Below are 14,747 nucleotides of genomic sequence, written 5' to 3' on the forward strand. Positions count from 1 at the left end.
AATGCTTTGGCTATGACCAGCGGAACAAAGAACCACGCGGCCCATGAGGGTTTGGGACGCATCGACGCGGCCATCGTCGACGTATTGCGCCGCAATGGGCGCATCACCTATAAAAAACTCGCCTCACTGGTGCACTTGAGCGAGAGCCCTTGTCAGCAACGCGTTCGCAAGCTGGAGAGGCTGGGCGTCATCCGCGGTTACGGGGCATTTATTGACGAGCGCAAGCTATTACCAGGTTTATCACTGGTGGTTCTAGTGACACTGGCTGAGGGCAGGAGATGCAGCACGCAAAAGATATTTGAGGCGCTTGTCAGTGCTTGCCCGCAAGTCATTGAGTGTCACTTGGTGAGTGGTGCGCTTGATTACTGCCTCCGAATACGCTGCCGGGATATGGAGCATTTCCGATCAATCACTGAATCATGGCTGGAGAGCACTGAACTGCACCTCGAGAAACTGGTGGCCTATCCACAGCTGGCCGTCATCAAGCCTTCATCGACGCACCTTGGTATCGAATAACAATTGCAACACTTCACGCCTAGAGATAAACCATGATGATTGCGAACCTGAAGTTCAGTCATAAGGTATTGCTTGCAGCATCATTCGTTGTTGTCGCAGCGTTTTCGCTTTTTACGCTTTACAACGACTCGATTCAGCGCAAAACCATTCGCTCGAACCTTGAAAACCACCTAGAGGAAATGAGCAAGATCACGGCTGCAAGCGTTCAGTCCTGGCTCTCTGGGCGGGTACTTCTAATAGATCATGTTGCCCAGGCGGTTGCCAATGATCCCGCGTCGCAAAACATCACGCGGCTGCTGGAGCAGAGGTCGTTGCTATCGACGTTTACCTTCACTTATCTAGGCAGTCGTAACGGTAGTTTCGTCATCCGGCCAAAGGACGATCTACCTGCTGATTACGATCCTCGCACCCGGCCTTGGTATACCGACGCAATGGCTGCAGGAGGGACAACGCTGACTGAGCCATACCTCGATGTGACGACAGGGCAACTGATGATGACCATTGCAACGCCGGTCAGTCAGGACGGCCAGCCGCTTGGAGTGGTAGGCGGGGATCTTACACTGGAGACGCTGGCGACCATTGTCAGCTCGCTCGACCTAGGTGGAATTGGCTATGCCTTTCTGGTCAACGCAGATGGCAGGGTGTTGGTTCATCCAGAAAAAGAACGGGTGATGAAGCAATTGAGCGATATTTACCCCCTGAACACGCCATCACTTAGCTCCCATATCAGCGAGACGGAGCAGGACGGAAAACCTCAAATTTTGATGTTCTCGCCGATCAAGGGACTGCCTTCGGTGAACTGGTATATCGGTTTGTCTATCGACAAAAGCAAAGCTTATGCGGCACTTGATGATTTTCGCACTTCCGCCATTTTGTCGATGGTTATTGCCGTTGCGACCACGCTGCTTTTGCTGGGCTTGTTTATTCGCGTACTGATGCGGCCCCTGAGGTTGATAGGTACAACCATGCGGGATATCGCCCAGGGAGAGGGCGACCTTACCCGCCGCTTGAGTGCGCATTCGAAAGATGAGTTCGGAGAACTGGCCGCAGACTTCAACCTTTTCGTGGAACGTATTCAGCACTCAATACGTGAAGTGTCTTCTGCTACCGAGCATGTCAATGAAGTGGCCAGGCGTGTAACGCAGACCTCTAGTGCGTCAATGTCGAACTCGGACGACCAGGCCAATCGCACCAACAGTATTGCGGCCGCGATTAACGAACTCGGCGCGGCGGCCCAGGAAATCGCGCGTAACGCGGGTGACGCTTCCCTTCAGGCGTCGGATGCCCGGTGCCAGGCTGAAGATGGCCGCGAGGTGGTGACCCAAACGATAAATGCCATGGGCGCGCTCTCTGGGAAAATCCGCACGTCATGCAGCAACATAGAGGCGCTGAATGGTAAGACCGAAAATATCGGTCGAATTCTTGAAGTCATCAAGGGCATTTCCGAACAGACCAACCTGCTGGCACTCAATGCCGCGATCGAGGCCGCGCGGGCGGGTGAAGCCGGGCGTGGGTTTGCTGTTGTAGCTGACGAAGTTCGCAGCCTGGCTTACCGCACGCAGACGTCAGCCCAAGAGATCCATACAATGATTGCAGAGCTTCAGATGGGCGCACGTGAGGCGGTACTCACCATGAACGAAAGCGAGCGCTACAGTAAGGACGGCGTGATTATCGCCAACCAGGCCGGTGAGCGGCTGGGCAGCGTCAGTCAGCGCATCGGCGAGATTGACGGAATCAACCAGTCGGTGGCGACAGCAACTGAAGAGCAAACTTCGGTCATCGGTTCACTGAACATCGACATCACCGAGATCAAAAACCTCAACCAGGAAGGGGTGGAAAACCTGCAGGCCACACTGCTTGCTTGTGACGATCTTGAACGACAAGCCACACGACTCAAGCAGCTGGTGGATGGCTTTCGAACTTAGGCCATCCCTACAAGAGCAGGCATTGAATCACGCGCGCGAGAACAGCAGCTTAAAACCTGCTGCGCCAAAGACCAACGCAAGGGTGCCTTCAATCCATCGGCGCGCCCTGCGATAACCCCGAATCATCGGTGCCGTGGAGAAAACGATCGCATAACCGCAGAAAATAGAAATGCTCAACACGGCACAGCCAGCCAGGATGATCATAACTGTTACAGGTGTCGCTTGTGGTCCCAGGCCGAGCGTCATCGTGGCGATCCAACCCAGTAATGCCTTTGGGTTGGTCAGGTGCATAAGCAAGCCCCGCCGGTAGAGGCCAAAACCCGAGATAGGCGGTGCTGCGCCCAGCGCTTTCTCAATTTTCTCGTCAGGTGTCAGGGCAGAACGTCCCGCTTTCAGGGCTAGGAACAGCAAGTATGCTCCGCCGACGATCTTGAGCACGAAGAGTGCCTCTGCGAACTGAAGCAGAATGGCCGAGACGCCTGTGGCGGCCATCGATCCCCAAAAAAAAGAACCACTGATCACTCCGGCTGCAAGCATCAGCGCAGGTTTTCTGCCTTGGTGCATGGCAACGCCCATGATCCGCATATTGCTGGGCCCCGGGCTTGCCGCTCCAACAATGTAGGCGGTAAAAACGAGTAGAAGGTGGTGGAAATCAAATGACATCAGTCGACCCTCGAGCTGCTTGTAATAGCTCGCAGCTTAAGTGTTCATAAGCTATTCGTCATTGGGTTCTTTAGCTGAATTTTCTGGCTTATTTGATTCTCATCTCGTGGGACTGGATCGCGCTCAATGGGATGTTTTCCATCGCCAACTTCCTGTAGTCCTACGCCGAGTTTGCCCCTGCCAATCCCGTCATCAGCGTGTGATTTTTCGAGATTTGGGCTGCTAGAAATTAGATTGGGGGCGTCCTTTTCAAACCATCCAAAGCATGCCCTCAGATATGCCCCCAATGTAGCAATCCACTGGAGGTGGATGGATCTCCATGGTCTATGAAAAGGCAGAAATGATCAGATAAACAGCCCGCCAGATGGCTTCTATAGACTCTCAGGGTCGCCAAAAAACATCTGAATCCGCGACCGCAACCAGCGTTCCCCCGGGTCATTGTCCTGGGACCCACGCCAGGCCATGTGCAATTCAAAGCTGCGCACCGGGATCGGTGGGTCTTCGGCGCGCACGCCGCCGGCGGCGGTCAGTGCATCGGCGGTGTAGTCAGGGACGGTGGCGATGATGTCCGTGCCTGCCAGCAGGGTGCTCAGCCCATTGAACTGCGGCACCGCCAGTACCACATGGCGCTTGCGACCGAGTTTTTCCAACTCTTCATCGATGAAACCGCTCAGGTCGCCCGCGAAGGACACCAGGGCGTGGGGGCGTGCGCAGAATTCGTCCAGGGTCAGTTGCCCCGGTGCGGTGTCGGCCCGCAGCACTTTGGGCGAGCTGCGGCGCAGCACCTTGCGCTTGGCGTTGGCCGGCAGGTCGTCGGTGTAGCTGACGCCGATGGAGATCTCCCCGGACGCCAGCAGGCTCGGCATCAGGATGTAGTTGACCCGGCGCACCACCAGCACGATGCCAGGGGCTTCGGCGCGCAGGCGCTTGAGCAGCATGGGCAGCAGGGCGAATTCGGCATCGTCCGACAGGCCGATGCGAAACACCGAGGTGCTGGTGGCCGGGTCGAATTCCGCCGCGCGGCTGACCGCCGTGGAAATCGAATCCAGGGCCGGGGAGAGCAGGGCGAAGATTTCGATCGCCCGGGCCGAGGGTTCCATGCTGCGCCCGGTACGCACGAACAGCGGGTCATCGAACAGGCTGCGCAGGCGCGACAGCGCGGCGCTGATGGCCGGCTGGCCGAGGAACAGTTTCTCGGCGGCGCGGGTCACGCTGCGTTCATGCATCAGTGTTTCGAATACGATCAACAGGTTCAGGTCGACACGACGCAGGTCATTGCGATTCATCTGGGGTCCTGGCAGATTCGGCGAGCTTGACGTGAGCGGCCATATGCGAACAATGACCGGCATGAATCTTACGGGGAAAGACTGGTACTCTGCACTGGCTAAATGAATTTTTGTAGGATTTGCCCCGCGGGGCTGATTGGTTTTCTTGCTGCGGAATCAATGACAGGCATGTCGACTATTAATAGCCACTGATGGTCTTGGGTACAAAGCCCGGATAGAGTTCATGGCATTAGAGGTTACTTTGACGAGGTTTGCGATGTCCCGCACGATCCGTTTTCACAAGTTTGGTGGTGCCGAGGTGCTCAAATGCGAAGAGCAGCCGGCGGCTCTCCCTGCGCCAGGAGAAGTGCAGGTCCGTGTCGAAGCGATCGGCATCAGTTGGCATGACACCCTGTGGCGCCAGAACCTGGCGCCGTCCCAGGCCCGCCTGCCTTCCGGCCTGGGCCATGAAATGGCCGGCGTGGTGACGGCCGTCGGCGACGGTGTCGACGATCTGGCCGTGGGCGACAAGGTCGCCAGCTTCCCCGCACAAAGCGCGAACGATTATCCGGTGTACGGTGAGATCATCGTGTTGCCGCGCACCGCGCTGACCCGATACCCGGACGTCTTGAGCCCGATCGAAGCCGCGGTGCACTACACGCCGCTGCTGGTCGCCTATTTTGCCTATGTTGACCTGGCGCGAGTCAAACCCGGGCAGTTCGCCCTGGTCACCGATGCCAGCCATTGCGCCGGCCCTTCCTTCGTACAGCTCGGCAAGGCGCTGGGTGTACGGGTGATCGCGGCCACCAAGACCGCTGACGAGCGAGAGTACCTGTTGTCCCTGGGTGCCGAGAAAGTCATCGTCACGGAAGAGCAGGACTTGCTGATGCAAATCAACAAGCTCACCGACAATCGTGGCGTCGACGTGGTGTTCGACGGCCTGGGCGGGCCGCAAATGTCGCTGCTCGGCGATGTCCTGGCCCCACGAGGCAGCCTGGTGTTGTATGGCCTGCAAGGGGGGAACCAGACACCGTTCCCGGCCTGCGCGGCGTTTCAGAAGAACATTCAGTTCTTCGTGCATTGCATCGGCAATTTCACCGGCAAGCCGGAACTGGGCATTATCCAGGACCAGGTGGCGGTGCAGCGGGCACTGCGCGATATCAATCAACTGACTGCCGACCGTGTCCTGTTGCCACTCAAGACCCGGGTCTTTCCGTTCGCCGAGTTTGTCGAGGCTCACCGTTACATGGACGAATGTCCTTGCCGTGAGCGCGTTGCCCTTCAGGTTGTCGATCCCGCCTGATTCCTGTCCTGCGCAAGAGTCATTGTCCCTGGCTCTTGCGCTGCCTCCGGCCTGATCGGGCCTCTTCTCTCCTTTTCTGCTTCAGCCCCTCGCACGACTTGCGAGGGTGTCCGGCTGCCTGTCCACAACGACTCCGTTTACCTTGCCGGCAACTGAACTGGTTTTTGCCCTCAATCTGTATCTTCTAATCATTATTGAAGTCCTGATAATTGAATGCTGGTTTTCAGCTCAAGGAAGAAGTCATGGCTCAATACATGTTTCCAGAAAGGCTTGATCCATCAATGTCTGTTCAAGATGCTTCAGGCGTTAATGGGGGTGGGGTCCTCTATCGATTATCGGGAAAACAGTATGAGGTAAGCGGTCAGTTAAAGTTCGGTAAGTTCTTTATTTCTCGTACTCATTGTCTGTGGGACGCTGTCGGAATTCTCCTAGGACGCGTCGAGACGGACGTCAGGCCCAATGAATTGGCGGCTTTCAGGCTTTGGCGACACGGACGGCGGTCGACGCCCCTTGTATGTATCAAATAGTTACGACGAGCAAAGCTCGGACGTATTGCTAATACTCTTCGCAGTAGTGAAATAAGTCTTCCATCCGAACACGTCGCGCGATCACGTGGGTGGGGCGACACTGATATTTGAACTTCCAGGTAAATGGTTATGAGCGCAATTCATGAGCAGGCAATGATTCACGTGTATCAACAGATACTGCAGCGGCTGTTGGGTTTTTATTCTCGTGCGGAGCGTACGGCGTTGCAGCTTTTGATCCAGCGTTTGATCGTCGCCGCTGGTGGCATTGAGCGGATCGGTGAATACCGCGTACTGACGGTCCTGAACGGGAGCCGGGACAGCTTTTACGTGCTGACGGCGTTGAGAGCCGCGCAACTGAGCATCGCCGGCAGGAATCCCGTGACCTTCGACCTGCGTGTTGCCACGCCGCGGTTGAGCGAGACCACCCAGGCGACCCTGGAAAACATCCATCGTTGCTACAGCGCGCTGTTCGTCTATGACGATCCCCGTGTAGAGCTGCTGATGGCGGATAACCGCGAAGTGGTGCCGTTCAACCACAGGCAGCCATTGTCGGTGGCCGGGCACGAGTCCAATCGCATGGACATGCTGGTCCTGGGTCACCTTCGCTCGGTCGACAGCCCTTTGGAGATTGGTGATGACGGCTACCTGGCCATGGCGGAGTTCTACCGCCACATGGCGCGCTGGGAATCGGGAGTGGACTCCCTGGTCAGCAGCGATACGCCGCGCCAGCAGAGACAGTTCATGGCGGGCCTGCGACGTGCGACCCGCAAGATCGGCCTGGGTATCGAAACGACCACCACCTTTGACAACCTCTTTGCGCAGCTCGATACCCTGGGAGACGATCTCTATCGGCATTTCTATGGATCGCACCGCCTCGGCATGTGGAAACCCGAGGGCCATTTCGAGGCATGCCGGCGAGTAGGGCACATCGGCATCGATGACCTGATCGTCGATCGCTGCGAAGAAATGAACTGGCTGCTGTTCAGTGAGTTCCTGCGGGTGCGGACCGACGACCTTATCGCCTCGGCACCGGAAAACGAATACCTCAGTCCGCTGCTGTCGGCTCATTTGCATGGCCTGCAAGCGGCTTGCCTGCAGGGACGCAGTTACGAAGCGGGCTACGGAGACTATGTGCAGCGGGCAATCATGATCATGCACCGCAAGCAACTGCCGGAACACGTCTGCGAACAGGCTCGGGAGCTGTTCGGCCCGCCTTCGGCCATTGCGGAGCGCCGTGCCCAGGCCGCCGCCGAAGCGCAAACGACCCTGGGGCTCAACGAGGCGCAATTGGTGTGCATGCTGTTCGCACCCTTTGTCGAGAAGGGCGCGGGGCTGGAGCATTTCCTGCGTTGTTGTCACCCCGGCATGCTGGTGGCGATGCCGGACCTGCACAAGGCCATGCAGGGCGCGACAGTCGCCGACCAGGTGGCGCAATGGATGGTGGATGTCAGCGGCCTGTCGATCGACATGCTCGGCAGGCTCTATGGGGCGAGCGTAGCGCTGCCGGAACACGAAACCACCCTGGGAATAGACCCCCAACAGGCCATCGACAACGCCGATACCGAAACGCCCGGGCTGGGTAGCGACGGCCTGCGCGAAGGCTCGGGCAGATATTGAGGGGGGCGGTTTGACGGCTTCACCCACCTTGTATCCGGCCGCCACTGCTGGTGCTTCGCCGTGGTCGGTCGCGGCCCATCCAACGGGTCTGAAGCCATGAAGGGCTCACGGGAAACAGATTTCGCCTACCAGGCGGTCTATCGCTACCTGACGGCCCTGATCAGTGAGCTGGGGAGCGATTCCCGGGTCCGACTGCCGTCTTTACGGCAACTGGCCGACCGGTTGAGCGTGTCGATTTCTACTATCCAGTACGCTTATTCGCTGCTGGAAAAGGAAGGGCGGGTCTACTCCGTCGCCAAGTCCGGTTATTACGCGCTGCCAGTGCCCAGCGTGGTCGCCCTGGGCGGCGGTGACGATCTGCTCGAGACGCTCTACGTCAATGCCCGGCGACCAGGCATGCTGGTGCTCAGCGCGGACGAACCGGCGTCGATGCAACCCCTGGACAGCCCGCTGTTGCTGCTCGAGCGCGAGCTGCTGCGCCAGTATCCGCGCGCCTCCCAGATGCCTTCACAGCCCTGGGGCGAGCTGGAACTGCGCGCGGCCTTGGCGGCCCGTTACACCTCCTCGCCGGCGCGCTGCTGGAAGGCCGATGACGTGTACATCGGTGCCGATCTGCGGGGTGTGCTGGAGATCCTGATCGCCGTGCTGGGGCTCAGGGGCGCCACCGTACTGATCGAATCGCCTTGCGACTGGACGATTCTGCGCTTGCTGCAAGCCGCCGACGTCAAGGTGATCGAGCTGCCGTTGTTGGCGGACGGCGGCATCAGTCTCGAGCAACTGGAGCAGCTTCTACAGAACGAAACCGTGCGCCTGGTGGTGCTGTCTTCGGTGTTGAACATGCCCAGAGGGACGCGCATTCCCGAGGACAACCGCCAGGCTGTGGCGAGTTTGCTGGATCTGCACGGTACCTGGGTGCTGGAGAACGACAGCTACACGGACTTGGTCTTCGAAGCCGGGGTGGTGCCTTTTCGCGACCTGCTCGACCCTGACCGGCTGATCGTCTACTCCACTTTCGAGAAAACCATCGGTCCTGAAGCCCCCTATGGTTATGTGCTATCGCGTCAGTTGACCCTGCAACTGCAGCGGCATTTCCTGCTGCGCGCGTTTCGCCTGTCGCCCATCCGGCAGAAGGCCATCGCGCGTTTGTACAGTAACGGTCGGATCGACCAGCATCTGCTGGTGTTGCGGCGGCTGCTGCGTGAAAGTGCGACCTCGACAACACAACTGCTGCGAGAACGGCTGGGGGATAGCCTGCAATGGGTTGAAGCCCAGGGCGGCGCGACGATCTGGATTCGATCGTCGCGCCGGGTGGACCTGCGACAGGTTTTCCAGCGTTTGCTGGCCCAGCGCATCGTCATCGCCCCTGGGGAACTGTTCAGTATCCAAGGGCTTTATACCCAGTATTTGCGCGTGACGCATGCCTTGAGTGGTGCAACCGACCTGGACACGGCGCTCTGCGTGTTGGCCAACGCGTTGAGGCTTGAGCAATCGTAAGAGGGGTGATGGATCGAACCCATCGCGCCACGGTCGAACTGTCAGTAAACTGCATCCCATTCCACAAGCCACTCCATCCAGAGGTTTTGCATGACAGTCAGTCCATTTGCGGGCAAGCCGGCACCGGCAGAGTTGTTGATCGATATCCCGCGACTGGTGACGGCCTACTACACCGGCCGGCCCGATGCCTCGGTTGCAACCCAGCGTGTGGCTTTCGGCACCTCCGGTCACCGTGGCAGTTCCTTCGACCTGGGGTTCAACGAATGGCATGTACTGGCTATCAGTCAGGCCATTTGCATGTACCGTGAAGCCCAAGGCATTGACGGGCCCTTGTTCGTCGGTATCGATACCCATGCGCTCTCCACCCCTGCCGGTGCCAGTGCACTGGAGGTGCTCGCCGCCAACGGCGTGACCGTGATGATCGCCGAAGGCGATGAATACACTCCGACACCGGCGGTTTCCCACGCGATCATCTGCTACAACCGCGGACGCACCACGGGTCTGGCGGACGGCATCGTCATCACGCCGTCCCATAACCCGCCGCAGAGTGGCGGCTACAAGTACAACCCCACCAACGGTGGCCCGGCCGATACCCATATCACCAAGTGGATCGAAGCCAAGGCCAACGAGCTGCTGGCCAACCAACTGGCCGGCGTCAAGCGCATCAGCTACGAGCAGGCCCTGAAGGCCGAGACCACTCACCGTCACGACTACCTCAATACCTACGTAGCGGACTTGGTCAATGTCATCGATTTCGACGTCATCCGCGCCGCTGGGTTGCGTTTGGGCGTCGATCCGCTGGGCGGAGCAGGGGTACGCTACTGGCCGGCCATTGCCGAGCATTACCGCCTTGACCTGGACGTGGTGAACACCCAGGTGGATTCGACGTTCCGCTTCATGACAGTCGACTGGGACGGGCAGATCCGCATGGATCCTTCTTCCAGCCATGCCATGCAGGGGTTGATCGGCCTGAAGGAGCGCTTCGACGTGGCCTTCGCCTGTGACCCGGATCACGACCGCCATGGCATCGTGACACCCTCCGGAGGTCTGTTGGCGCCGAACAACTACCTGGCGGTGTCCATCGATTACCTGTTCCAGAACCGTCCGCATTGGCGCGCCGATGCCGGCGTCGGCAAGACGGTGGTCAGCAGCGGGCTGATCGATCGCGTGGCCAAGCGCCTGGGTCGTCGTCTCTATGAAGTGCCGGTAGGCTTCAAGTGGTTCGCCGATGGGCTATTCGACGGCTCCCTGGGCTTCGGCGGCGAGGAAAGTGCCGGTGCTTCGTTCCTGCGCAAGGACGGTGGTGTGTGGAGTACCGACAAGGACGGCCTGATCCCGGCGTTGCTGGCGGCTGAAATGACCGCTCGCACCGGCCGCGACCCAAGCCAGGCCTACCGCGCCCTGACAGACGAACTGGGCGAGCCGTTCTCCGTACGCGTCGATGCGAAGGCGACTCCGCAGCAGAAGGCCCTGTTGAGCAAACTCTCACCGGACCAGGTCGCGTCTACCCAGCTGGCCGGTGAGGCGATCCAAAGCATTCTCAGTCACGCGCCGGGGAACGATCAGGCCATCGGCGGCCTGAAGGTGATGACCGAAAACGGCTGGTTCGCAGCGCGTCCGTCCGGCACCGAGGATATCTACAAGATCTACGCCGAAAGCTTCCTTGGCGACGAGCACCTCAAGCAGTTGGTGAGTGAGGCGCAGACGCTGGTGGATGGCGCTATCAGCGGCAAGTGATGCGTGTGTGGGAGCGAGCTTGCTCGCGATAGCGGTGGGTCAGTTACGTCGATGTTGAATGCGCCGACGTCATCGCGAGCAAGCTTGGCTCCCACAGGTTTTGCTGCGTACGTATAAAGGTCGTCTGCCACAGATACCCTGTGGGAGCGAGCTTGCTCGCGATAGCGGTGGGTCCGTTACATCGAGGTTGAATGTGCCGACGTCATCGCGAGCAAGCTTGGCTCCCACAGGTTTTGCTGCGTACGTATAAAGGTCGTATGCCACAGATATCCTGTGGGAGCGGGCTTGCTCGCGATAGCGGTGGGTCCGTTACATCGATGTTGAATGTGCCGACGTCATCGCGAGCAAGCTTGGCTCCCACAGGTTTTGCTGCGTATGTATAAAGGTCGTCTGCCACAGATACCCTGTGGGAGCGAGCCTGCTCGCGATAGCGGTGGTTCAGACCACAATCATGTCGATGCGACACCACTTTCACTTCATCGCCTAACCCCATGACTTCAAAGCTTTTGGGTGGCACTCCGTGGTAAATACAGACACCATAGGCCATGGTTCTGAACACCGGAGTCTCAAAGCGTGCCGCAACACTCTCCCGATCTGCCTCCCGAATTGCTTCCCTTGGCGCAAATGCCGCTGCTCAAGCGTCTGGCTGCCCGCTTTTTCGGTCACGGCCTGACACGCCTGCGCGCCCAGCACAGGGCTTCCTGGCTGCACGGCCAGGCCGATGGTTTTCGCAGCGGACATACCGCCGGTTTCGATTACGGCTTCAAAGAGGGCAAGGCCGAGGGCTTGGAAGAAGGGCGTCAGGTCCTGTTGATCCGCGACTTCCGTAATACGGAACACCCGGCTCCCAAGGTCGATGACCTGCTGTTTGACGACTGGCGCCTGCCCTTGACCCCCGAACTCAAGAAACGCGTAAAGGCAGATGTTGCCCGATTGCTGCCGGCCCATGCACAGCCCAGTGCAGCTCAATGGAAGATGATCTTCAGCGATACGCCTTCCACCTCGGTGGTTGCCGGCGCGGGTGCGGGCAAGTCCACGACCCTGGTGCTGCGCATCGTACTGCTATCCCAGTACCTGGGTTTCGAGCTGGATTCGATTACCGTGGTAACGTTCACCCGAGAGTCGCGCAAGGACTTCATCCAGAAGCTGGTCGAGGTGTTTGCCCTGTGGGGGCGAACGGTCAGCACCAAGGACGCTCGCGACCTGGTACGGACCTTTCATTCGCGCATCTTGCCCATGGTGCGCAGTTTGCCGGGATTCGAGCGGCTCCAGGCCTTTGAAACCCTGAGCCATCGCACGGGGCCGGGCGATGACGACGCCGACGGCAACCCGTTCGACTTGCGCATCAACGAGGCTCAGCGCCAGCAGCTCAATGCCTGTTATCACCGCCTTTATCAACGCGACGAGCGCTTTCGGGAGCTGATCAAACCGCTGTCCCGGCACGCTTTTCAGCTCAAGGCGCTGGAGCGTGATCACCCCGACGTGCAAAAGCGTATAGCCGTGACCGAGCTGGCTGCCCAGCGCGACGAAGAACTGTGTGATGCCATCGAGGACCTGTGGTTTCGTGCCGGGGCATGGCCCATCAAGGGCGTCGAGCCCAAGCGTCAGACGTTCGAGATCAACGGTTCGACATTCCATTGTCATGGTTACATTCCATCCCTGGACGCCTGGGTCATGCTTGGATTCGATTCGCGGGAGGATGCCCGACTCAGTCGTCCAGGCGCGCGGCTGAGTCTCCGTGCGGAATGGGCGGTAAAGCGTACCCTGTTTCAAGCTTTTTGCCGTAAGCCATTGATTTGGATTGAAAGCTACGAATCCTCCAAGCGTTTGCTAGCCTCATTGGCGGGAGAAGCCAGCGCCGGGCCGGGCTTCGATTACAAGGTCAAGGGAGAGCTGAGTTCGGCGCCGCTGCTGGATTGTTTCGTCGCCGCTGCCGGTTTTATCGAGAACCTCGGCCTGGATGTCCCGGATGCCGTAGGGCGGATGTGTTTCGCCCAGGATGACCCTGATCGGTATTTTTTCGAGGCGTTGAGCCGCTATTGGCGGGCATTCGAAGACCATCTGCTCGACCAGTCGCCTCCCGTCATGACCTACAACCGCATGTTTGCGCTGTTCAGCGAGCACTCCCCGGAAAACTTCAAGTTATTGGGCGATGCGCTTCTCAGGCCTATGTCGCACCTGATGATCGATGAATTTCAGGACGTTTCCCCGCAGATCGTTTCCTGGCTTCGCGCAAGCCTGCGAGAAGTGCGCCGCCGAGGGCCTGCCATGCACGTGGGACGTGGCGCCCAACATTCTTCATTGCTGTGTGTCGGCGACGATTGGCAGTCGATCTATGGCTGGCGCGGCAGCTCACCGAGCTATTTCATGGGGTTCACGCAACAATTTCCGTCGCCGGCCAATACCCGAGTGATGCTCACCGACAACTACCGCAGTCATCAGCACATCATTGACGCGGCTGAGCATATTGTCCGTGCGGCGGCTGCGATTCCTGGCAAAAAGGCCAAGGCCGGCGGTAAATCCACATTACTGAGCCCGGTCAACGTGCTGGATCGGGACGATGAAGGTTTGGCCCAGCGGTTGGATGAGCACTATCGCAAGGGTGATTCGATATTAATGTTGTATCGAAAAAGCAGCGATAAGTCATTGATAGAAAAGTATATTCAGCCAACAGTTAATGTGGATTCTAGCTTGCCTTATGACGCGAGGCGCCTGAGGCAGATGACCTATCACAGCGCCAAGGGGCTCCAAGCCGATGCCGTGTTCCTGTTGGGCGACTGCCAGCATCTGACCCGTTCACCCTACAAGAATCAGGTCTATCGAATGGCTGGGCTGGGTCAGGACGGTGACGCCGAGCCGTACGACACGGCGCAAAGGGACGAGATCCTGCGCCTGGCCTACGTGGGCATCACCCGTGCGGTGCAGCATTGCTACTGGTACGTCGATGAGCCGGACAGCCAGGCCGCAAACGCGCCCAAGGCTTCGGACCGTATCGATAAAGGCAAACCGTTCTTCGCAGACCATCGCCGCGCCCGGGGTTGAGTGGGCTGGACCGGACTGGTGGTTGCCTGGAAGATCGCCATCGCGAGCAGGCTCGCTCCCACAAGGTCCCGGGGATGGCTTCAGTCAGTGTGTTCACCCAACCCCCTGTGGGAGCGAGCCTGCTCGCGATAGCGGCGGGACGGCTAGCCACATATTTAGAAACAGCGCCCACAAAAAAGCCCACGTAATGTGGGCTTTTTTGCTCAGGAGGCGAACCGCCTCAAACCAACCGGTGGTACGAAGGCTTCCAGCTCGGCTTCCACCGCTTCGATTATTCGTTCCACGTCAGGGGCGTTCATCACGGTCGCGCAGGGGATGCCCGCAATCGCGATCATGGTTTCACCGCTGGCGCGATCGAACAACCGGGCGACCATGCTGCCCGGCGCATCCATACTGGCCTCGAAGCCCATTGGATGGAAATGCCAGCGCATCAGCTGGCAAGCGTTGGGAAACGTAACCTTGCTGAACGATCCTTTATTCATCTGTTGCCCACCTTCTTCATCAAGCGCTTCCGTTTGCTCTTGTCAGGAAGGAAGAGCCATCATGGCTCTACCAGTGAGAACTAAAAATAGCATTGGATAATGAAAGTCATGTGGCTTTTTTCAGTCCGTTTTGCGATTGGTTCACTTTTTTTGATCTGGATCATGACTTAAAGGTC

10 protein-coding genes and 1 pseudogene are annotated in these 14,747 nt (G+C 58.6%); 8 read left to right on the top strand and 3 right to left on the bottom strand.

Going from position 1 to position 14,747, the window contains the following annotated elements; translation table 11 throughout:
• The first annotated feature begins 12 nt into the window (after positions 1 to 12).
• From FGE05_RS13490 to FGE05_RS30425, 3 genes and pseudogenes are all read left to right on the top strand, one after another.
• On the top strand, positions 13 to 516 hold the full coding sequence (locus tag FGE05_RS13490; protein ID WP_139645612.1) for an Lrp/AsnC family transcriptional regulator: 504 nt from the start codon (positions 13 to 15) through the stop codon (positions 514 to 516).
• Positions 517 to 551: 35 nt separating this feature from the next.
• A pseudogene (locus FGE05_RS30420) lies at positions 552 to 1,583 on the top strand (cache domain-containing protein); the annotation flags it as partial.
• Between the two features lie 93 nt (positions 1,584 to 1,676).
• Positions 1,677 to 2,441 (top strand): methyl-accepting chemotaxis protein, encoded by a 765-nt coding sequence (locus FGE05_RS30425; protein ID WP_373682479.1) that lies wholly within the window; start codon positions 1,677 to 1,679, stop codon positions 2,439 to 2,441.
• Between the two features lie 27 nt (positions 2,442 to 2,468).
• On the opposite strand, the gene FGE05_RS13500 is transcribed toward FGE05_RS30425, so the two are convergent.
• Positions 2,469 to 3,104 (bottom strand): LysE family translocator, encoded by a 636-nt coding sequence (locus FGE05_RS13500; protein ID WP_027616449.1) that lies wholly within the window; start codon positions 3,102 to 3,104, stop codon positions 2,469 to 2,471.
• Positions 3,105 to 3,475: 371 nt separating this feature from the next.
• Positions 3,476 to 4,390 (bottom strand): LysR family transcriptional regulator, encoded by a 915-nt coding sequence (locus FGE05_RS13505; RefSeq protein WP_139645616.1) that lies wholly within the window; start codon positions 4,388 to 4,390, stop codon positions 3,476 to 3,478.
• Between the two features lie 256 nt (positions 4,391 to 4,646).
• Here FGE05_RS13505 and FGE05_RS13510 point away from each other — a divergent pair, with 256 nt between their 5' ends.
• From FGE05_RS13510 to FGE05_RS13530, 5 genes are all read left to right on the top strand, one after another.
• On the top strand, positions 4,647 to 5,672 hold the full coding sequence (locus tag FGE05_RS13510; protein ID WP_139645618.1) for a zinc-dependent alcohol dehydrogenase family protein: 1,026 nt from the start codon (positions 4,647 to 4,649) through the stop codon (positions 5,670 to 5,672).
• A 656-nt stretch (positions 5,673 to 6,328) separates the two neighbouring features.
• On the top strand, positions 6,329 to 7,816 hold the full coding sequence (locus tag FGE05_RS13515; protein WP_139645620.1) for a hypothetical protein: 1,488 nt from the start codon (positions 6,329 to 6,331) through the stop codon (positions 7,814 to 7,816).
• Positions 7,817 to 7,912: 96 nt separating this feature from the next.
• Complete coding sequence (locus FGE05_RS13520) at positions 7,913 to 9,310, top strand: PLP-dependent aminotransferase family protein (RefSeq protein ID WP_139645622.1); 1,398 nt, start codon at positions 7,913 to 7,915, stop codon at positions 9,308 to 9,310.
• 90 nt (positions 9,311 to 9,400) lie between these two features.
• The gene (gene pgm, locus FGE05_RS13525) at positions 9,401 to 11,047 is read left to right on the top strand and encodes a phosphoglucomutase (alpha-D-glucose-1,6-bisphosphate-dependent) (protein WP_139645625.1); all 1,647 of its coding nucleotides are present in this window, start codon (positions 9,401 to 9,403) and stop codon (positions 11,045 to 11,047) included.
• Between the two features lie 573 nt (positions 11,048 to 11,620).
• The gene (locus FGE05_RS13530) at positions 11,621 to 14,089 is read left to right on the top strand and encodes a UvrD-helicase domain-containing protein (protein WP_139645627.1); all 2,469 of its coding nucleotides are present in this window, start codon (positions 11,621 to 11,623) and stop codon (positions 14,087 to 14,089) included.
• A gap of 203 nt (positions 14,090 to 14,292) precedes the next feature.
• Here the strand turns inward: FGE05_RS13530 and FGE05_RS13535 are convergent, their stop codons facing one another.
• Positions 14,293 to 14,571 (bottom strand): DUF1652 domain-containing protein, encoded by a 279-nt coding sequence (locus FGE05_RS13535; RefSeq protein ID WP_003201764.1) that lies wholly within the window; start codon positions 14,569 to 14,571, stop codon positions 14,293 to 14,295.
• Between the last annotated feature and the right edge of the window lie 176 nt (positions 14,572 to 14,747).

This window comes from Pseudomonas sp. ICMP22404 (assembly GCF_006227205.1).
Lineage (GTDB): Bacteria > Pseudomonadota > Gammaproteobacteria > Pseudomonadales > Pseudomonadaceae > Aquipseudomonas.

Bases quoted from the DNA above. Each gene is read 5' to 3' on its own strand.
- FGE05_RS13510 (WP_139645618.1), top strand. From the start codon at position 4,647: ATGTCCCGCACGATCCGTTTTCACAAGTTTGGTGGTGCCGAGGTGCTC.
- FGE05_RS13490 (WP_139645612.1), top strand. From the start codon at position 13: ATGACCAGCGGAACAAAGAACCACGCGGCCCATGAGGGTTTGGGACGC.
- FGE05_RS13500 (WP_027616449.1), bottom strand. From the start codon at position 3,104: ATGTCATTTGATTTCCACCACCTTCTACTCGTTTTTACCGCCTACATT.
- FGE05_RS13505 (WP_139645616.1), bottom strand. From the start codon at position 4,390: ATGAATCGCAATGACCTGCGTCGTGTCGACCTGAACCTGTTGATCGTA.
- FGE05_RS13515 (WP_139645620.1), top strand. From the start codon at position 6,329: ATGAGCGCAATTCATGAGCAGGCAATGATTCACGTGTATCAACAGATA.
- FGE05_RS30425 (WP_373682479.1), top strand. From the start codon at position 1,677: ATGTCGAACTCGGACGACCAGGCCAATCGCACCAACAGTATTGCGGCC.
- pgm (WP_139645625.1), top strand. From the start codon at position 9,401: ATGACAGTCAGTCCATTTGCGGGCAAGCCGGCACCGGCAGAGTTGTTG.
- FGE05_RS13535 (WP_003201764.1), bottom strand. From the start codon at position 14,571: ATGAATAAAGGATCGTTCAGCAAGGTTACGTTTCCCAACGCTTGCCAG.
- FGE05_RS13520 (WP_139645622.1), top strand. From the start codon at position 7,913: ATGAAGGGCTCACGGGAAACAGATTTCGCCTACCAGGCGGTCTATCGC.